Here is a 17711-nt window from a genome sequence, read left to right on the forward strand (position 1 = left end):
GGAATCGAAGCACCGGATGGAGGGACATCAGCCACGTCCGGGGGAGGCGCCGGGCCGGTTGCGGGTGGGGATGCGGTGGAGCGGGTTGTGGCGCTGATCGCTGCGCCGCCGACGGTGGTCGGGGGCGCGGCGACACGGGCCGGTGGATGGTGAGCAGCGAGTGCGGCAGCCGGATTGAGGCCGAGCGATGAGTCCGGTGCGGGGCGTCCCGGCGCTCCCGTCCGATACGCACGCCCTACGTCGTGACCGGCGGGGTCATAGGCGGCGGCCCGGTACGGGGCGAGGTGGGCGGCTTCGCTGGATGGACCGCCGGCGGCCACGATCACGCCCGCACTGAGCGCCGAGGTCAGGGCCCACGCGAGTGCGGCAATCCGCCCCGTACGCACCGGGCGCCCGGGCCGCGTTGGCACCCTGGATGCCGCCCGCCGTCGCTCCTCGGTCACCGCCCCAGCCTGACCCCGTGGCCTGCGGTGGACACCGCCTTCGTCCGCGTTGTGGATGGCCGAGTGCGGATGTGGACAACCGAGGGATGCGAGGAGAGGGGCCTCCCCGCCTCGGCGTACACTTCTCGTGCACCCCGACTGCTGTCAGGGGTGACTTCGCGCGCTCGCGTGCCCTGCCCGGTTCGGCCGTTTCAGGCCCTCCGGCGGAAACGGTGGACGGGCGGTCCCGCGCAGCTCCATGTGGGTCCGGCCACCGGCGCGACGCCAGGGCGGTGCCGCCAACCGGCGCTCCGCGAAACCGCGCGCGTGGCCGCTGAGCGGCCACGCCCGACTGAGAGGTGAACACCGGCCGTGGCCGTCGTCACCATGAAGCAGTTGCTGGACTCGGGTGTGCACTTCGGGCACCAGACCCGGCGCTGGAACCCGAAGATGAAGCGCTACATCCTCACCGAGCGCAACGGCATCTACATCATCGACCTGCAGCAGACCCTGTCGTACATCGACCGGGCCTACGAGTTCGTCCGCGAGACCGTTGCCCACGGCGGCACGATCATGTTCGTCGGCACGAAGAAGCAGGCGCAGGAGGCCATCGCCGACGAGGCGGGCCGCGTGAACATGCCGTACGTCAACCAGCGCTGGCTTGGCGGGATGCTCACCAACTTCCAGACCGTGCACAAGCGCCTTCAGCGGATGAAGGAGCTGGAGTCGATGGAGCAGACGGGGGGCTTCGAGGGTCGCACCAAGAAGGAGATCCTCATGCTCACCCGCGAGAAGACCAAGCTCGAGAAGACGCTCGGCGGTATCCGGGACATGACCAAGGTCCCGAGCGCGGTCTGGATCGTCGACACCAAGAAGGAGCACATCGCCGTCGGCGAGGCTCGCAAGCTGGGCATCCCGGTCGTCTCCATCCTGGACACCAACTGCGACCCCGACGAGGTCGACTTCCCGATCCCGGGCAACGACGACGCCATCCGGTCGGCCGCGCTGCTCACCAAGGTGATCGCGCGCGCTGCTGCCGACGGGCTCATGGCGCGTGCGGCCCGCAGCCGGGGAGACGGCGAGGACAAGCCGGAGGCCGGTGTCGCCACCGACGAGCCGCTGGCCGAGTGGGAGCAGAACCTGCTCACCAACGGCGCCGGTTCCGACGGGGCCAGCCTCACGGCCAGCGGTCCCGCGAGCGAGTCGCCCAACCCTGCTTCCGAGCCCGCGCCGGCCACCACCAGCAACGGCACGCAGCAGACCGCGGGCTGATCCCGCTCCCCGTTCGGGGCCGGTGGTACCGGCCCCGAACGTCGCTCGTCCCGACAGCCTGAAGAGAAACGGACCAGAGGCACCGAAATGGCGAACTACACCGCCGTCGACGTCAAGAAGCTCAGGGACCTCACCGGTTCCGGGATGATGGACTGCAAGAAGGCCCTTGAGGAGTCCGAGGGCGACCTCGAGAAGGCCGTCGAGCTGCTCCGCATCAAGGGCGCGAAGGACGTCGGCAAGCGCGCCGGGCGCGACACCGCCAACGGCCTCGTCGCGGCCGAGGGCGGCACGATGGTCGAGCTCGACTGCGAGACCGACTTCGTGGCGAAGAGCCCCGACTTCCAGGCGCTCGCCGACAAGATCCTGCGGGTCGCGGTCGACCAGCAGCCTGCCGACCTCGACGCGCTGAAGAAGGCTCCGCTCGACGGGAGCACCGTCGAGGAGGCCGTGCTGGCGCTGTCCGCCCGCATCGGCGAGAAGCTCGAGCTCAAGCGCTACATCCACGTAGACGGGCCGGTCGCCCTGTACCTGCACCGGCGGGCCTCCGACCTGCCGCCGGCCATCGGCGCGCTGGTCTCCTACGAGGGGGCCGACGACGACGCCGCCCGGGGGGTCGCGATGCACATCGCCGCCGCTCGGCCGCAGTACACCACCCGCGACGAGGTCCCCGGCGACGTGCTCGAGAACGAGCGGCGCATCGCCGAGGCCACCGCTCGCGAGGAGGGCAAGCCCGAGCAGGTCCTGCCCCGCATCGTCGAGGGCCGGATCAACGGCTTCTACAAGGACGTCGTCCTGCTCGAGCAGCCGTCCGTCCAGGACTCCAAGAAGAGCGTGAAGGCGCTGCTCGACGCAGCGGGCGTCACGGTCAAGGAGTTCGTCCGCTTCGAGGTCGGCCAGGCCTGACAGGCCGGCTGCTCCGATCCGAGATGAGTGACGGGAAGTCATGACCGACCTTCGGACCGGCGCCGACGGCGCCCACCCCGGCTTCCGCCGCGTGCTGCTCAAGCTCGGCGGCGAGATGTTCGGCGGCGGGTCCGTCGGTGTCGACCCGAGAGTGGTCGAGACGGTTGCCCGCCAGATCGCCGAGGTGGTCGCCACCGGGGCCCAGGTCGCGGTGGTGATCGGCGGCGGCAATTTCTTCCGCGGCTCCGAGCTGCAGCAGCGGGGTATGGACCGTGCGCGCGCCGACTACATCGGCATGCTCGGCACCGTGATGAACTGTCTGGCGCTGCAGGACTTCCTGGAGCGTGAGCACCACGTCGACACCAGGGTGCAGACGGCCATCACGATGGGCCAGGTCGCGGAGGCCTACATCCCGCGCCGCGCGATCCGGCACCTGGAGAAGGGCCGCGTCGTGATCTTCGGCGCCGGGGTGGGCATGCCCTACTTCTCCACCGACACAGCGGGTGCACAGCGCGCGCTGGAGATCGGGGCGGAGGTGCTGCTGCTCGCCAAGAGCGTCGACGGTGTGTTCACCGCCGACCCGAAGGTCGACCCCAGCGCGAAGCTGTTCGACGAGATCACCCACCGTGAAGTGCTGGAGCAGGGGCTGGCGGTGGCTGATGCCACTGCGTTCAGCCTGTGCATGGACAACAAGATGCCGATCATCGTGTTCAACCTGCTGGTGGAGGGCAACATTGCCCGAGCGGTGCGGGGTGAGAGGATCGGCACGCTGGTCAGCACGCCCGACTACCCGCAGGAGCAGCCGTGATAGACGAGACGCTCTTCGACGCCGAGGAGAAGATGGAACGCGCCGTCTCGGTGGCCAAGGACGACCTCGCGAGCGTCCGCACCGGTCGGGCAACGCCGAACATGTTCTCGCGAGTCGCCGTCGACTACTACGGCACGATGACGCCGATCAACCAGCTCGCCTCCATCAACGTCCCGGAGGCGCGCATGGCCGTCATCAAGCCGTACGACGCCGGTCAGCTGAAGGCGCTGGAGAAGGCCATCCGCGACTCCGACCTCGGGCTCAACCCCAGCAACGACGGCCAGATCATTCGCGTGGTCATTCCTCAGCTATCCGAGGAACGCCGCCGCGAGATGGTCAAGGTCGCACGTGGCAAGGGCGAGGATGCGCGTGTGACGATCCGCAGTATCCGTCGCAAGGCGATGGACGAGCTGCACCGGATCGTGCGCGATGGCGACGCGGGTGAGGACGAGGTCGGGCGCGCCGAGAAGGAGCTACAGGCCACCACGGACCGGTACGTCCATCAGGTCGACGATCTGGTGAAGCACAAAGAAGCGGAACTCCTCGAAGTCTGACCCGGTGACGGCCTCCTCCTCTCACGCCACGGCCATGGTCCCCTCGGCCAGCCGGCCTTCCCGCGCAGGACGCGACCTCGCGGCGGCCATCGCTGTCGGCGTCGCGTTGGGCGTGGTGATCCTTTCCTCACTGCTGTTCCAGCGACACTTCTTCATCGGCGTCCTCGCCGTGGCCACGGCGGTGGGCACCTGGGAACTCGCTGGTGCGTTGCGTCGTGGCGCAGGCATCGAGGTGCCGATCACGGTGCTGCTCGTCGGCGGGCAGGCGATGGTGTGGCTGTCGTGGCCGTTCGGGCTGCGCGGCCTGGCCATCTCGTTCGTGCTCACGGCACTTGCGATGCTGATCTGGCGGATGCGCACCGGGGCGGTGCACTACGTCCGTGACGTCACGGCCGGGATGTTCACGGCCGCCTACGTGCCGCTGTTCTGTTCCTTCGCCACGCTCATGGTGGTGGCTGACGACGGTCTCGGCCGCGTTCTCACGTTCCTCATCTGCGGCGTGGCGTCCGACATCGGTGGCTACGCGGCGGGGGTCTTCCTCGGCCGGCATCCGATGGCGCCGATGATCAGCCCGAAGAAGTCGTGGGAGGGCTTCGCCGGATCGCAAGTGGCCGGCATGCTCGCGGGAGCGCTGTCCGTCCACTTCCTGCTCGGTGGGGCCTGGTGGTGGGGAGCGCTCACGGGAGCATTGCTGGTGGTCAGCGCCACGCTGGGCGATCTCGTCGAGTCGATGATCAAGCGCGATCTCGGGATCAAGGACATGGGCACGTTGTTGCCCGGCCACGGTGGACTGATGGACCGGCTGGACTCGCTGCTCCCCACAGCCGTCGTGGCCTGGTTGCTGCTCAGCATCGTCGTGCCCGTGCAGTGATGCGGTCGCTGCGCGCTGCCGTGGCTGCCGCCGCAGGCGCGGACCCGCTGATCCCGAGCCCCAACATCTGGAACTGGCCCGAGGTCTACGAGCAGGAGAACCGCGCACAGGACGCCGACGGTGCCGTGTGGACGGTTCTGCGTGAGCTCACGCCGTGGGCCGGGTTGGAGGTGCTCGATGTGGGCTGCGGCGACGGATTTCACCTCCCGGTTTTCGCTGCGGAGGCGGCGTCGGTGACGGGCGTCGAGCCGCATCTGCCCCTGGTCGAGCGCGCACGCCGCCGTGTCGGGACGCGTGCACGGGTCCTGCAGGCGGGCGCCGCCGCGCTTCCGCTGCCGGATGCGAGTGTCGACCTCGTGCACGCGCGCACCGCGTACTTCTTCGGTCCTGGATGTGAGCCCGGGTTGGCGGAAGCGCAGCGCGTGCTGCGTCCGGGTGGGGCAATCGCCATCGTCGACCTGGATGCGACTGTGGAGCCTTACGGCCGCTGGATGCGCGCCGACATCCCCCGCTACGACCCGGCGCGCGTCGAGCGCTTCTTCGAGAAACAGGGCTTCAGCCTGCGTCGGGTACCGACCACCTGGCGCTTTCCCGACCGCGCCTCATGTGTGGCGGTGCTGCGGATCGAGTTCTCCCGCGCGGTGGCCGAGCGTGCCGTGGCCGAGACCGTCGGGCTCACGGTGCCCGTCGGGTACCGCGTCCACGTGCGCCGCAAAGTAGCCATATCGCAGGCGTGAGTGGCCCGGTCGCTGAGGGTGGTCGCCGACACGATGCGGCCCGCTCTGGATACCGTGGAGCCATGCGCGGATCCGCGGAGCCCTACGTGCCCTACGTCGAGCCGATCGCCGGCGGGGCATGGTGGACGATCGGTGCGGCGGCGCTCGACGCCGGCGTGGGCACTGTCGTGCTGGCGGGGGGCCTGGGCGTCACCGCCGGCCTGATCGTCGCCCTGAAGAAGCGGTACGGGACCGGCGTCCCGCTGCCTCCACGCGGCCGCGGACGGTTCCTCCGACTGCTCGGCATCACTGTGGCGCTGGTGGCGGTGGCCGGCACGGTGCTGGGTTACTTCGGCCTCGGCGAGCTCACGATCCCCATCGCGTGCGCGATGGTGGGCGTGGCCCTGATACTCCTGTCGTCGCAGCTGGACGAACGGGTCTTCCTCGCCGCCGGGGGCGGGTTGATGGTGCTCGGAGCGGTGGGCGCGCTGCTCGCCCTGGACTCCGCGGGGAACATGTATCCGCAGGGGCTGGTCGGGTTGGTCGCGGGCGGGATCCTCTGGCTGGCGGGCGCGTACCGCACTGGTCTGCTCGACGAGGCGCGGCAGCGCGTCCGGCACTGACTCTCCCTCCCACGGGGGATCGGGTTCCCTCGCAGCTGGGAGGCCACGGCAGCGTGATCGGCGGATCGTCTCCGGCATGGTCATCGCGCGTGAACGCACACGCACTGCTCCCTCTTCCGTCCCGGCCCTGATCTGGTCGGTACTGGCGATCTGCCTCGGCCTCTGGTGGCTGTGGCAGCCGCAGCGCTACCCCTTCGCCCCGGGCGATCCGGCCACATTCGGCACCCTGCTGGGTGTGCTGCCCGCTCCCGCGATGCCACCCCTGCTCGTCGCGGCGGGGGCGTGGGGGACGGTGGTCGCGTGGCTCGCCGCTCAGCGGCAGCAGGCACGGCCCACGACGGTCATCGTCGTGGGGACCGCTGCGGTGTTCGCCGTGGTGTTCGGCTTGGTCGTTCCCGGGATCCAACCGCTCACCCTCGTCGGCTATGCGATGGCGATGCTCGGGCCACCCGTGCTGTTCAGCGCGGTGCTCGCCGGGGCCCGGCGGTGGCGCGGCGGCCCCTGGGCGGTTGGTGTTCTCCTGCTGGTGGTGGCGCTGGCCTGGTTCTCCGGGCTCGCGGACGGAGCCGTACTCCTGCGCTACCTGGACGTCATCACGACCAGTGCGGAGCGGGCGGGACCGCCGGCCGTGTTGCTGTTCTTCCTGGTCGGCGGCCTGGCCTGGGGCCTGTTCGGCACGCACACGCTGCTGCGGGTGCGGGTTGACCGCCCGGCTCCCGCATGGATGCGGCCCGCCGCCGCAGCGCGCTGGGGAAGGGTGGCGGTGGTGATCGCCACGGTCTGTGCGCTGCCTTACGGCTTGGTCCGGCTCACGTGGCTGACCCCGTGGCCGGTGGGCGGCGACGTCGCGGAACTGGCTGCCCATCCCGAGATCAGGCTGCACGGACTGCTGCTCGGCCTGGCCGCTCTGGCCGGCGCGGTGCTCACCACCGGACTCGTCGCCGGCTGGGGCGAGGTCTGGCCCCGCTGGCTGCCGGTGCTGCGGGGACGGCCCGTCCCGGTGGCCGCGGCCGTCGTGCCGGGCACACTGGTGGCGACCCTGTTCACCGTGGCCGCTCTTCCGGTCTCGGTCATGGCGGTCACGAGCGGGATGCCTGAGATGCTGCTCTACTTCCCGTTCCCCGTCTGGGGGCCCGCGCTCGGCGCTGCCGTTCTGGCCTATGCCCTTCGCCGACGGGACGACATGGCCCGGCCTGGCACAATCGACGGGTCATGACTGCCCTGCCTCTGGTGTTCGACGCGCCCAAGCGTGCCACCCCGCCGCGCCATCTCGCCGACCTCGACCCCGCCGACCGGCGGGGCGTGGCCGGTGAGCTCGGCCTGCCCGCCTTCCGCGCCGACCAGTTGGCCCGGCATTACTTCGGCCGCTTCACCGCCGACCTCGACGCCATGACCGACCTCCCGGCCGGCGCTCGCGACACCCTCCGTGCGTTGCTCCCACCGCTCGTCACGCCCGTCCTCGAGCAGTCGTGCGACGACGGCGCCACGCGCAAGACGCTGTGGAAGGGCCACGACGGCACTCGCGCCGAGTCGGTCCTGATGGGCTACCCGGACCGCGCCACCGTGTGTGTGTCCAGTCAGGCGGGCTGCGGCATGGCCTGCCCGTTCTGCGCCACAGGGCAGGGCGGGCTGCAGCGCAACCTGTCCACCGGCGAGATCGTCGAGCAGGTCCGGCAGGCCGCGGCCGCCGCCCGCGACGGCGCGCTGGGCCGTCCCGCCCGGCTCTCCAACGTGGTGTTCATGGGGATGGGTGAGCCGCTGGCCAACTACAAGCGAGTGGTCGCCGCGGTGCGGCGGATCACCGAGCCGTCGCCGGACGGGCTGGGCATCTCCGCGCGCGGCGTCACCGTCTCCACTGTCGGGCTGGTTCCGGCGATCGACAAGCTGGCAGCCGAAGGTCTGCCCGTCACCCTCGCGGTGTCGCTCCACACGCCGGATGACGAGCTGCGCGACACGCTCGTGCCCGTCAACAACCGCTGGAAGGTGAGCGAGGTGCTCGCGGCCGCGCGCCGTTACGCCCAGGCCACCGGACGCCGGGTGTCGATCGAGTACGCCCTGATCCGCGACGTCAACGACCAGCCGTGGCGGGCCGACCTCCTCGGCACGCTGCTGCGCCAGCAGGTCGGCACGAAGCGTGTTCACGTGAACCTCATCCCGCTGAACCCCACCCCGGGCAGCCAATGGGATGCCTCGCCGCGGCGGGTGCAGGACGAGTTCGTCGCGCGGGTGCAGGCGGCGGGGGTTGCGTGCACGGTGCGCGACACACGGGGCCGGGAGATCGCGGCTGCCTGCGGTCAGCTCGCCGCGTCGCAGGCCTGAGCCCCAGACCTCACGGCCGTTCGACGGGCGATCGACGTCCGGTTGGCGGGACGAACTGGGCATAGCGAGCACCTTCCTTGACCCCGAATCTCGTCGCTGCTTGGCTCGACAGTGGTAGTTGACACGTCAAATACGACGTAGCGGAGAGCCGTGACGTTCCGGTCTCCGACTGCCCTGGCGACGGGCCGGCTGCCAGAGCCGACAGAAGAGGAGATGAGCATGAAGCTCGGGCTTGCCCTTCCCCAGCGCTACGGGGTGGACCTGCGGCGCGACGTGGTCAAAGTCGCGAGACTCGCGGAGGAGCAGGGCTTCGACAGCGTGTGGGTAGGGGAGCGACCGACCTATGCCGCCCCTGGCTCCGAGGGGCTGTACGGCATCCCCGGCCTGCCGTGGCCCGAGGCCTACAGGGGGATGTGCGAACCGCTGACCGCCATGGCGGCCGCCGCTGCGGTGACCGAGCGGGTACGGATCGGCAGCAGCGTCCTCGTGCCGGCCCTGCACCATCCGGCTCAGCTCGCGGCGGCACTGGCCACCATCGACCAGATCAGTGGCGGCCGGGTCGTCGCCGGCATCGGATCGGGCTGGGCCCACTCCGACTTCGATGCGGTCGGAGTTCCATTCGCCGACCGCAACCGACTGCTCGACGAGACGTTCGACGTGTTCGAGGCGGTCTGGGGAGCCGACCCCGTCGAGTACAAGGGTGCGCGGATCACGATCGACGGCGCATTTGTCGGGCCGAAGCCGGTGTCGAAGCTCCCGGTGATCGCATCCGGCCACGGCGAGAAGGCGTTGGACAAGGTGGCTCGCCGCGCCGACGGCTGGACGCCCGCCGCCATTCCTGTGGCGACGACCGCCCGGCTCTGGGACCAGATCCGGGAGAAGGCGACGGGTTACGGCCGGGACGTCTCGGCGATGGAGTGCGTGATCAGAGCGAACGTCGAGCTCAGCGACCAGCCGATCAGCGGCGAGCGCCGGCCGATGGTCGGCAGCGTGGACCAGGTGGTCGAGGACATCGTCGAGACGGCCCGGCTCGGAGCCGACGAGCTGTTCCTCGACCTCTCCCAGAACGAGCCCTTCCAGGGCACCTCGTGGATGGTCGACAGGGCCCTGGAGATCAAGGAGCGGGTGACCGCGGCTCGCGTCTGAGGACGCCCGGAGACCTCGCCGACGTTCTCAGCCGCTGGTGAGGACGTCGGCGAGGTTGAAGCGGACCGGCCGTTCGAGCTGGTCGTAGGTGCACGACTCCGGATCACGGTCCGGCCGCCAGCGCACGAACTGTGCGGTGTGACGGAACCGGTCGCCCTCCATGTAGTCGTAGCGGACCTCCACGACTCGCTCCGGGCGCAGCGGGACGAACGACAGGTCCTTGCCGGCGTTCCAGCGGCTGGTCTCGTTCTTGCGGGGCGTCCGTTCGCCCTGCTCGTGCGCTGCCCAGTTCCAGGGATGCTCGTCGAACGTGGTCACCAGCGGCTGCAGCTCGGTGAACAGCGATCGTCGCGTCGCCATCGGGAACGCGCCGACCACACCGACGGAGTTGAGCACGCCGCGGTCGTCGAACAGGCCGAGGAGCAACGAGCCGAGCGCATCGGGGCCGGACTTGTGCACCCGGTAGCCGGCCACGACGCAGTCGGCGGTGCGCTCGTGCTTGATCTTGCTCATCACGCGCTTGTCGGGCTGGTACCGCAGATCGAGCTTCTTCGCGATGAGTCCGTCCAGGCCGGCGCCCTCGAACTGCTCGAACCACTTCCGCGCGGTGTCCAGATCCCGGGTGACGGGTGTCAGATGGACGGGCGGTGCCGCGTTGGCGAAGGCGCGTTCGAGTGCGGCACGGCGGTCTTCCAGCGGCTGCTCGGTGAGATCGTCGTCGCCGAGGGCGAGCAGGTCGAACGCGATGAAACTGGCGGGTGTCTGCTCGGACAACAGCTTGACGCGGCTCGCGGCCGGATGGATCCGCTGCTGGAGCGCCTCGAAGTCGAGGGTGTTGCGCGCGGTGTCGGCGACCACGATCTCCCCGTCGACGACGGCACGCTCGGGGAACTCCGCGAGAACGGCCTCGACGATCTCGGGGAAGTAGCGGGTCATCGGGCGTTCGTTGCGGCTGCCGATCTCCACCTCGTCGCCGTCCCGGAAGATGATCGACCGGAAGCCGTCCCATTTCGGCTCGTACAGCTGACCTGCAGGGATATCGCCGATGGGCTTCGCCAGCATCGGCGCTACGGGCGGCATCACAGGTAGGTGCACGCGGCCAGTCTGGCGACTGCCGGCGCCGCGGTCGAGCCTGCGGACGCATTGACCGTCGTCTGGGTGGGTGCGCGTCAGGGTGGCGGATCGGGGTGGTGGGCTTCCTGCGGGGGAGGAGGTTCCCCGGTGGTTGGTGGCGGTGGCGAAGTCTGTTGGTCGGGGCGGTAGTCGTAGCGGTGGCTGAGGTAGCTGTGCCCGGTCGGAGTGATCCACTCGATCCCACCGTCGTCGTGGGCACGGACCTGCCAGCCGGGGGCGTGCTTCATGCGGTGGTCGTGTGCGCAGCAGGCGGCCATGTTGTCGGCGCTGGTGGGGCCCTTGGGGTGAGGGACGATGTGGTCGAGCTCGGCGTCGATGGCCCGGCGCCTGCAGATCGGTGAGCGGCAGTAGACGTCACGGGCGCGGACGAAGTCGGCGAGGGCGGCCGGTGGCCGGTATGTGGTGCGGCCGTGATCGAGCAGGGCTCCCGAGAGCGGGTCGTAGACCAGGCGTTTCAGTACGGCGTCGATGGCGATCTCGCGCGCGAGGTCGGCGGGGATGGCGCCGTGGCCGACCAACTCGCAGGGCTGGTCGTCGGCGCCCATCAGGGTGGACAACGGCATGATCACCTGGACCAGGGGCTTGCCGGGGCTCACCGGGCGCGGGGGCACAAAGTCGGCTCCATCGTTCGCGCCGTAATCATCGCTGGCGGTCGAGACGCTGCCGTTACCTTCGCCGTCGGCTGCTTCGGTCTGCTCGACATGGTCGCGGTGCCGGGTCGGCTCGTCGGAAGAGGACGTCTCGGGTGTGGCGGCCGCGTAGGTGAGTTTGCCGGTGAGCAGGTCGACGAGGAGGTCGGCCCGGCGGGCGTTCATGCCACGAGGGTCGTCGGCGCCGATCCCGCGGGCGAGGCGCGAGAGCCACTGGTAGGCCGAGCGTGCGTCGGGCGCGGACAGCAGGGCCCAGAGCGACGCCATCCCGTCCTTCTCGTCGCCGACGGCAACCCGCCGGTCGCAACGGGCTCTGCGGTGCCGCTCAGCCCCGCCGTCGGGATCGACACTCAGCACCGCCCGGTTGAGCGCCGCCCGGAGCTGGGCCGGTGTCTGCTTGGACGCGCGGGCGAGGACCCGCTGCTGCACGGCCTGCGCCTTCTCGGCGGACAGGTGGCGGACGGCGTCACAGATTGAGGTGACGCGGCGTTCGTCGATTTGCCCGCTCTCCCAGGCCTGCAACGTCTCGGGCAGGCGGTGGACGAGCTCGAGGGAGCGGGCGATCCGGGCGTTGGCGCTCCCTCGTGACAGCTGCAAGGCGAGGCCGACCTCGTCGGGTGCGAACGGGCTGGTGACGGAGAGCCGGTCGGAGCCCGCCGGCGTGGGGTCGTCGGACGGGCGGCGCTTCGCGAACTCCGCCATCAGGCGGGCCTGACGGGCCTCGGCCCACGCGGCGGTGCGTTCGCAGCCGATCATGGCGTCGATCAGCTGTGCGTCCGAGAGTCGCGACGGGTCGGTGGTGTCGGCGTCCAGCTCGAACGCCGCCCAACCCGACGGTTGCTCATGTGCAGGGGCAGGCTCCGGCGCCCCCCAGCCTGACGGCTCGTCGAGCGCGTCCGGCGGACCTGTGGGTGACCAGCGCTGGTCATCCTCCCGGTTGTTGGACACCGCGTGCTCCTCCACGAGGGGAGGCACTCCGGCATCTTCGAACATGTGTTCGACTTTACGCCAACCTCGTCACCCACCACCGGCTTTTGGAAACAACAGGGGGATCATCGAAGGATGACCGCTCCCGCGAAGGCACTCGTGTGCCCCGTCTGACCCGGGCCGAGTTGGAGGCGGCGCGCGATCGCACCCTCGAGGACGTGCTGCCCGGGCCCGACGATCCGCCCCTGCGCGTGCTGTTCTGTGGAATCAATCCCGGTCTCGTGTCGGCGGCCACCGGCCACCACTTCGCCCGACCCGGCAACCGGTTCTGGCCGGTCCTGCACGGATCCGGCTTCACGCCGCGGCTGTTGCTGCCGGCTGAGCAGGGCGAGCTGCGCGGGCTCGGGCTGGGCATCACCAACATGGCCCCGCGGGCCACGGCACGTGCCGACGAGCTCACGGTGGCCGAGATGGTAGCGGGCGGGGAGCGGCTGCACGAGCTGGTGGAACAGCATCGGCCCCGATGGCTCGCAGTGGTCGGAGTGACGGCCTACCGGGCTGCGTTCGACGTCCCGCGCGCCGTGGTCGGCCCGCAGGACGAGCGGCTGGGGGACACGCGGATCTGGGTGCTGCCCAACCCGAGTGGCCTGAACGCGCACTGGTCGCTCGCGGCGATGGTGGAGGAGTACGGCCGGCTGCGAGAGGTGGCGGCCGACTCCTGACCTTGCGCTGGAGGCCGTCCGGAGCTGCGCCGCCGGCGGCGTCCGGTGGTCAGGCGTCCAGGTCCTGGACGTCCTCGGTCGGCGGTTCGGCAGCTCCGTCGCGGGCGTCGCGGTCGGCCCACTCCAGGAGTTCGTCGATGAGGAAGACGGCGTCGTCGATACCGGCGTGCAGGTCACCGAGCTCGGCGTAGCGTACAGGCACCGTGGCGATGGTGAAGTCCTGTGGGTTGGCTTCGCCCACCTCGTCCCACCGGATCGGCGTGGAGACGACCGCCTCGGGCACCCCGCGTACGGAGTAGGCGCTGCGGATGGTGTGGTCGCGGGCGTTCTGGTTGTAGTCGACGAAGATCGACTTGGGGTCGCGGTCCTTGCGCCACCACGTCAGATCGACGAGATCGCAGCGACGGGCCACCTCGCGGGCGAACGCGTGCGCGGCCCGGCGGACGTCGAAGAAGCCGTGGTCCGGCGCGATCCGCACGTAGACGTGCATGCCTTTGCCGCCCGACGTCTTCGGCCAACCGGTGGCGCCGAGCTCGTCGAGCACCTCGTGGGCGACGTACGCGACCCGTCGCACGTCGTCGTAGGACGCCTCGGGCATCGGGTCGAGGTCGATGCGCCACTCGTCGGGCTTCTCGGTGTCGGTGGCGCGGCTGTTCCACGGGTGGAACTCCACCGTGGACATCTGCACGGCCCACACCACGTCGGCCGGGTGCTGGACGCACAGCTCGTCGGCGTGCCGGTTCCAGCGGGGGAAGTGAACGCGAACGGTGCGGACCCAGTCGGGCGCGCCCTTGGGGAGCCGCTTCTGGTGCACCTTCTCGCCGGTGACGCCCGTGGGGAACCGGTGGAGCATGCACGGGCGGTCCCGCAGCGCCCGCACGATCCCGTCGGAGACGGAGATGTAGTAGCGGGCCAGGTCGAGCTTCGTCTCCCCGCGGGCCGGGAAGTAGACGCGGTCCGGATTGGTCAGCCGGACGACGCGGTCACCGACTTCCAGCTCGACGGCGGGACCGGCCATCGTCGCTCAGCGGCGCCAGGCGTGGCGGCGGCGGATCGCGTGGAGGATCAGGCCGAACGCGATCAGGACGGCGGCGCCGACCAGCCAGATGTCCTCGGTGCTGCCCTCGTGGTTGCCGATAGTGAGCAGCAGCAGGATCACGACGGACACCCAGCCGGCGATCACGGAGCCACGCGGGAACCCGCCGTGCCAGCCCCACTCAGCCGACGGCTCGTCCAACGGGTCGACCGCGGGCCGCTGCGCCAGCTCTCGGGAGTTCCTCGCCACGCCGTCCTCCAGATCCACGGATGTGGGCCTCATCGTCGCACAACAGGGCAGCAGGGATGATGGGTGGTGATGAGTGAGCGTGTGAGCGAGTCGATGTCACTGCGCCTGGGCGATGCGCTGACCGGGCGCGGCGGGAGAGTGCGATGAGTAAGCGTTCCGTTCTCGTGCTGGGTTCGACGGGCTCCGTCGGCACCCAGGCGCTCGACGTCATCGCGGCCCACCCGGACCGATTTGTCCTGGCGGGGCTCGCCGCGGGCGGTGGCGACCTCGATCTCCTCGCCCGGCAGGCCCGCGACCACGGCGTGCGCCGGGTGGCCGTGGCCCGTGCCGACGCCGCCGTGGCGCTACGGGAGCTGCTGCCGGACGTCGAGGTCCTGGCCGGTCCGGATGCGGCCACCGAGCTCACGGCCACGGCGGGCGCCGACACCGTGCTCAACGCGATCACGGGCTCGGTCGGGCTCGGCCCCACCCTCGCGGCCCTCGCCTCCGGAGCCACCCTGGCGCTCGCCAACAAGGAGTCGCTGGTGGCCGGGGGAGCCCTGGTCACGGGGGCGGCCGCGCCGGGCCAGATCGTCCCTGTCGACTCCGAGCACTCCGCGCTCGCCCAGTGCCTGCGGGGCGGCCGGGTGAACGAGGTGGACCGGCTGGTGCTCACCGCGTCCGGTGGCCCGTTTCGGGGCAGGCGGCGCGCCGACCTGGCCGGCGTCACCGTGGCGGAGGCGCTGGCGCACCCGACGTGGGACATGGGCCCCGTCGTCACGATCAACTCGGCCAACCTCGTGAACAAGGGCCTCGAGCTGATCGAGGCGCACCTGCTGTTCGACGTGCCCTACGAGCGGATCGACGTGGTGGTGCACCCGCAGTCGATCGTGCACTCGATGGTCACCTTCGTCGACGGTTCGACGCTCGCGCAGGCCAGCCCTCCGGACATGAAGCTGCCCATCGCGCTCGCGCTCGGCTGGCCCGACCGGCTCCCGGGGGCCGCGAAGCCGTGCCGCTGGGACGCTGCTCAGAGCTGGACCTTCGAGCCCCTCGACGACGACGCCTTCCCCGGCGTACGGCTGGCCAGGGCAGCAGGCACGGCGGGCGGTTGCCTGCCGGCCGTGCTCAACGCCGCCAACGAGGAGGCCGTGGCCGCCTTCGTCGCTGGTGCGCTGCCGTTCCCGGGCATCTGTGAGGTCCTCGAGGGCGTGCTCGACGCCGCCGACGCCTGGCACGGCGACCCCGCTACCGTTGCCGAGGTGCTGGCGGCCGAGCAGTGGGCACGGGCCCACGCGCGCGAGGCCGTCTCCCGCAGCGCCGGCGGAGCGAGCATCGGTACCGGACAAGCTGGAGCAACCACATGATGACCGTGATCGGTATCGTGATCTTCTTCGTGGGGATCCTGTTCTCGGTCGCCTGGCACGAGCTCGGTCACTTCACCACGGCCAAGTGGTTCGGCATCAAGGTTCCCGAGTTCATGGTCGGCTTCGGTCGCACGATCTGGTCGCGCAAGGTCGGCGAGACGGAGTTCGGGCTCAAGGCCGTGCCGCTGGGCGGCTACATCCGGATGATCGGGATGATCCCGCCCGCCAAGGGCGAGACGCTCGGCCGGAGCCGCCGTACCGGTCCGTTCCAGGGCCTGATCGACGACGCTCGCCAGCAGTCGGCGATGGATGTGAAGCCCGAGGACGCCGACCGCCAGTTCTACCTGCGGGCTCCGTGGAAGCGCATCATCGTGATGTTCGCGGGCCCGTTCATGAACCTCGTCCTCGCGGTGTTCCTGTTCGCGATCGTGCTGATGGGTATCGGTGTGCCCACGTCCACCACGGACGTCGGTGAGGTCAGCGCCTGTGTCGTCTCGGCCACCGCTCCGTCGACCGAGCAGTGCCCGCCTGGCGCGCCCCCCACGCCGGCCGCCGCCGCGGGCTTCCGGCCCGGCGACCGCATTCTCGCCTTCAACGGGCATCCCTACACGCAGTTCGACGGTCGCGACCTGCAGGAGGCGATCCGGGCGTCCTCCGGCACGGTGACGGTCACCGTCGAACGCGACGGGCAGCGCATCGACCTGCATCCGACCCCGATCCGCACCGAGCTGGCGAGCTTCGACGACGGATCGCAGACCGTCCAGGGCGGGTTCCTCGGTGTCAGCCTCGTCTCGGCCTACGAGCGCAAGGACGTCGGTGCCGTCTTCGAGCAGATCGGCGACATCGTGGGCCGCACCGGGCACGCGATCGTGCAGCTGCCCGCCCGGGTGCCGGGGCTGTTCGGGGCGGTGTTCCTCGGCGAGCAGCGTGACGTCAACGGCCCGATCGGCATCGTCGGTGCCTCGCGGATCGGCGGGGAGATCCTCGCCTCCGACGCCCCTCCGCTCGCAGAGCTCTCGGTGTTCCTGCAGCTCCTGGCCGGGTTGAACATCTCGTTGTTCCTGTTCAACCTGCTGCCGATCCCGCCGCTGGACGGCGGTCAGATCTTCCCGGCGATCTGGGAGGCGGTGAAACGGCGGATCGCGAAGCTGCGCGGGCTGCCCGACCCCGGTCCCGTCGACGTCGCGAAGCTGATGCCGGTGGCCTACGTCGTGGCGCTGGTGTTCATCGGGTGGAGCGCGTTGTTGTTCGTCGCCGACATCATCAACCCGGTCCAGCTCTTCTGACGGCTCTCCCAGCAGTGCTGCTGACAGTGCTCTCGGCAGCATTGCCGCAGGTCATCGCCGGAAACGTGGTGCCCGCCACGACCGGCTGCGGGCCGCATCGGCACCTGGATAATTGAAGGTGTGACTATCAGCGCGGCGGGTGTCCCCGCTCCACCCACGGTCCCGCGTGACCCGTACTCCGAGCGCAACCCTCTCGCCGTGTTCGACATCGACGGTGTGCTCGCCGACGTCCGCCACCGGTTGCACCATCTGGAGGCCCGCCCCCAGCGCTGGGAGCACTTCTTCCAGTCCGCCGACCGCGACCCGCTCCTCGTCGAGGGTGCTGAGCGGGTGCGTGCCGCGCTCGCGGCCCACGATGTGCTCTACCTGACCGGCCGGCCCGAGCGCACCCGGCGGCTCACGGAGGACTGGCTGGTGCGCCACGAACTGCCGGTGGAGCCGCTCGTCATGCGCGCCGACGACGACCGGCGCCCGGCTCGCTGGGTCAAGCGCGAGGTGCTGCGGAAGCTCTCCACCGTGCGGAGTGTGGTGTCGGTGCTCGACGACGACCCCGCGGTCGTCTCGTTGCTCGAGGCCGACGGATGGCCGGTAGAGCTCGCCACCTGGCTGCCGCACTCGTCGACGCTGCGCAAGGCCCAGGAAGACACCGGTCGCACGTAGCCCTCCGTGCACGAGAGAGTGCTCCCGAGCACGCCGCCAGCGGCGGTGGAGGGTGTCGGAGGATACT

At 70.5% G+C, this 17711-nt stretch carries 18 protein-coding genes; 14 read left to right on the forward strand and 4 right to left on the reverse strand.

Features of this window, described 5'->3' with window-relative positions:
• Positions 1 to 794: 794 nt before the first annotated feature.
• The 10 genes from rpsB (at position 795) to ACQPZQ_RS09810 (ending at position 9634) form a co-directional block, all read left to right on the forward strand.
• The gene (rpsB, locus tag ACQPZQ_RS09765; RefSeq protein ID WP_241040022.1) at positions 795 to 1694 is read left to right on the forward strand and encodes a 30S ribosomal protein S2; all 900 of its coding nucleotides are present in this window, start codon (positions 795 to 797) and stop codon (positions 1692 to 1694) included.
• Positions 1695 to 1781: 87 nt separating this feature from the next.
• Entirely contained in the window at positions 1782 to 2597 is an 816-nt protein-coding gene (gene tsf, locus ACQPZQ_RS09770) for a translation elongation factor Ts (RefSeq protein WP_344725387.1), read from the forward strand.
• Between the two features lie 40 nt (positions 2598 to 2637).
• Entirely contained in the window at positions 2638 to 3405 is a 768-nt protein-coding gene (gene pyrH, locus ACQPZQ_RS09775) for a UMP kinase (RefSeq protein WP_433294244.1), read from the forward strand.
• On the forward strand, positions 3402 to 3959 hold the full coding sequence (frr, locus tag ACQPZQ_RS09780; protein WP_241040025.1) for a ribosome recycling factor: 558 nt from the start codon (positions 3402 to 3404) through the stop codon (positions 3957 to 3959). Before pyrH ends, frr begins: the two co-directional genes overlap by 4 nt.
• Before the next feature lie 34 nt (positions 3960 to 3993).
• Positions 3994 to 4830 carry a phosphatidate cytidylyltransferase gene (locus tag ACQPZQ_RS09785; RefSeq protein WP_433299098.1) on the forward strand — a complete coding sequence of 279 codons (837 nt, stop codon included), beginning with the start codon at positions 3994 to 3996 and terminating at the stop codon, positions 4828 to 4830.
• Positions 4830 to 5567 (forward strand): class I SAM-dependent methyltransferase, encoded by a 738-nt coding sequence (locus tag ACQPZQ_RS09790; RefSeq protein WP_433294246.1) that lies wholly within the window; start codon positions 4830 to 4832, stop codon positions 5565 to 5567. The genes ACQPZQ_RS09785 and ACQPZQ_RS09790 overlap by 1 nt, the downstream gene beginning before the upstream one ends.
• Positions 5568 to 5629: 62 nt before the next feature.
• A complete protein-coding gene (locus ACQPZQ_RS09795; protein ID WP_433294248.1) occupies positions 5630 to 6169 on the forward strand; it encodes a hypothetical protein in 540 nt (179 codons plus the stop codon).
• A 76-nt stretch (positions 6170 to 6245) separates the two neighbouring features.
• Positions 6246 to 7385 (forward strand): hypothetical protein, encoded by a 1140-nt coding sequence (locus ACQPZQ_RS09800; protein WP_433294250.1) that lies wholly within the window; start codon positions 6246 to 6248, stop codon positions 7383 to 7385.
• On the forward strand, positions 7382 to 8488 hold the full coding sequence (rlmN, locus tag ACQPZQ_RS09805; RefSeq protein WP_433294252.1) for a 23S rRNA (adenine(2503)-C(2))-methyltransferase RlmN: 1107 nt from the start codon (positions 7382 to 7384) through the stop codon (positions 8486 to 8488). Before ACQPZQ_RS09800 ends, rlmN begins: the two co-directional genes overlap by 4 nt.
• 219 nt (positions 8489 to 8707) lie before the next feature.
• Complete coding sequence (locus ACQPZQ_RS09810; RefSeq protein ID WP_433294254.1) at positions 8708 to 9634, forward strand: TIGR03619 family F420-dependent LLM class oxidoreductase; 927 nt, start codon at positions 8708 to 8710, stop codon at positions 9632 to 9634.
• Positions 9635 to 9661: 27 nt separating this feature from the next.
• On the opposite strand, the gene ACQPZQ_RS09815 is transcribed toward ACQPZQ_RS09810, so the two are convergent.
• Together ACQPZQ_RS09815 and ACQPZQ_RS09820 are read right to left on the reverse strand one after the other, a co-directional pair.
• Entirely contained in the window at positions 9662 to 10729 is a 1068-nt protein-coding gene (locus tag ACQPZQ_RS09815) for an ATP-dependent DNA ligase (RefSeq protein ID WP_433294256.1), read from the reverse strand.
• 74 nt (positions 10730 to 10803) lie between these two features.
• On the reverse strand, positions 10804 to 12411 hold the full coding sequence (locus ACQPZQ_RS09820; protein WP_433294258.1) for a DUF222 domain-containing protein: 1608 nt from the start codon (positions 12409 to 12411) through the stop codon (positions 10804 to 10806).
• 95 nt (positions 12412 to 12506) lie between these two features.
• On the opposite strand from ACQPZQ_RS09820, the gene mug reads away from it, so the two are divergent.
• The gene (mug, locus tag ACQPZQ_RS09825; RefSeq protein ID WP_433294260.1) at positions 12507 to 13067 is read left to right on the forward strand and encodes a G/U mismatch-specific DNA glycosylase; all 561 of its coding nucleotides are present in this window, start codon (positions 12507 to 12509) and stop codon (positions 13065 to 13067) included.
• Positions 13068 to 13116: 49 nt separating this feature from the next.
• On the opposite strand, the gene ligD is transcribed toward mug, so the two are convergent.
• Both ligD and ACQPZQ_RS09835 read right to left on the reverse strand, forming a co-directional pair.
• Positions 13117 to 14085: a non-homologous end-joining DNA ligase gene (gene ligD / locus ACQPZQ_RS09830; protein WP_433294262.1), complete on the reverse strand. Its 969-nt coding sequence runs from the start codon at positions 14083 to 14085 to the stop codon at positions 13117 to 13119.
• Positions 14086 to 14091: 6 nt separating this feature from the next.
• Complete coding sequence (locus ACQPZQ_RS09835) at positions 14092 to 14385, reverse strand: DUF2631 domain-containing protein (RefSeq protein ID WP_433294264.1); 294 nt, start codon at positions 14383 to 14385, stop codon at positions 14092 to 14094.
• A gap of 110 nt (positions 14386 to 14495) precedes the next feature.
• Between ACQPZQ_RS09835 and dxr the strand changes: the two genes are divergently transcribed.
• From dxr to ACQPZQ_RS09850, 3 genes are all read left to right on the forward strand, one after another.
• The gene (gene dxr / locus ACQPZQ_RS09840; protein WP_433294266.1) at positions 14496 to 15698 is read left to right on the forward strand and encodes a 1-deoxy-D-xylulose-5-phosphate reductoisomerase; all 1203 of its coding nucleotides are present in this window, start codon (positions 14496 to 14498) and stop codon (positions 15696 to 15698) included.
• Positions 15695 to 16984 (forward strand): M50 family metallopeptidase, encoded by a 1290-nt coding sequence (locus ACQPZQ_RS09845; RefSeq protein ID WP_433294268.1) that lies wholly within the window; start codon positions 15695 to 15697, stop codon positions 16982 to 16984. Before dxr ends, ACQPZQ_RS09845 begins: the two co-directional genes overlap by 4 nt.
• 120 nt (positions 16985 to 17104) lie before the next feature.
• Positions 17105 to 17644: a hypothetical protein gene (locus ACQPZQ_RS09850; RefSeq protein ID WP_433294270.1), complete on the forward strand. Its 540-nt coding sequence runs from the start codon at positions 17105 to 17107 to the stop codon at positions 17642 to 17644.
• Positions 17645 to 17711: the final 67 nt, after the last annotated feature.

It is taken from the genome of Pseudonocardia sp. CA-142604 (assembly GCF_050948475.1).
GTDB lineage: Bacteria > Actinomycetota > Actinomycetes > Mycobacteriales > Pseudonocardiaceae > Pseudonocardia > Pseudonocardia alaniniphila.

What these genes read in the sequence shown, in the direction of transcription:
- ACQPZQ_RS09790 (WP_433294246.1), top strand. Translation starts at nt 4,830, where the DNA reads ATGCGGTCGCTGCGCGCTGCCGTGGCTGCCGCCGCAGGCGCGGACCCG.
- rlmN (WP_433294252.1), top strand. Translation starts at nt 7,382, where the DNA reads ATGACTGCCCTGCCTCTGGTGTTCGACGCGCCCAAGCGTGCCACCCCG.
- ACQPZQ_RS09785 (WP_433299098.1), top strand. Translation starts at nt 3,994, where the DNA reads ATGGTCCCCTCGGCCAGCCGGCCTTCCCGCGCAGGACGCGACCTCGCG.
- ligD (WP_433294262.1), bottom strand. Translation starts at nt 14,085, where the DNA reads ATGGCCGGTCCCGCCGTCGAGCTGGAAGTCGGTGACCGCGTCGTCCGG.
- pyrH (WP_433294244.1), top strand. Translation starts at nt 2,638, where the DNA reads ATGACCGACCTTCGGACCGGCGCCGACGGCGCCCACCCCGGCTTCCGC.
- ACQPZQ_RS09820 (WP_433294258.1), bottom strand. Translation starts at nt 12,411, where the DNA reads ATGTTCGAAGATGCCGGAGTGCCTCCCCTCGTGGAGGAGCACGCGGTG.
- ACQPZQ_RS09795 (WP_433294248.1), top strand. Translation starts at nt 5,630, where the DNA reads ATGCGCGGATCCGCGGAGCCCTACGTGCCCTACGTCGAGCCGATCGCC.
- ACQPZQ_RS09845 (WP_433294268.1), top strand. Translation starts at nt 15,695, where the DNA reads ATGATGACCGTGATCGGTATCGTGATCTTCTTCGTGGGGATCCTGTTC.
- ACQPZQ_RS09800 (WP_433294250.1), top strand. Translation starts at nt 6,246, where the DNA reads ATGGTCATCGCGCGTGAACGCACACGCACTGCTCCCTCTTCCGTCCCG.
- ACQPZQ_RS09835 (WP_433294264.1), bottom strand. Translation starts at nt 14,385, where the DNA reads ATGAGGCCCACATCCGTGGATCTGGAGGACGGCGTGGCGAGGAACTCC.
- tsf (WP_344725387.1), top strand. Translation starts at nt 1,782, where the DNA reads ATGGCGAACTACACCGCCGTCGACGTCAAGAAGCTCAGGGACCTCACC.
- dxr (WP_433294266.1), top strand. Translation starts at nt 14,496, where the DNA reads ATGAGTAAGCGTTCCGTTCTCGTGCTGGGTTCGACGGGCTCCGTCGGC.
- ACQPZQ_RS09810 (WP_433294254.1), top strand. Translation starts at nt 8,708, where the DNA reads ATGAAGCTCGGGCTTGCCCTTCCCCAGCGCTACGGGGTGGACCTGCGG.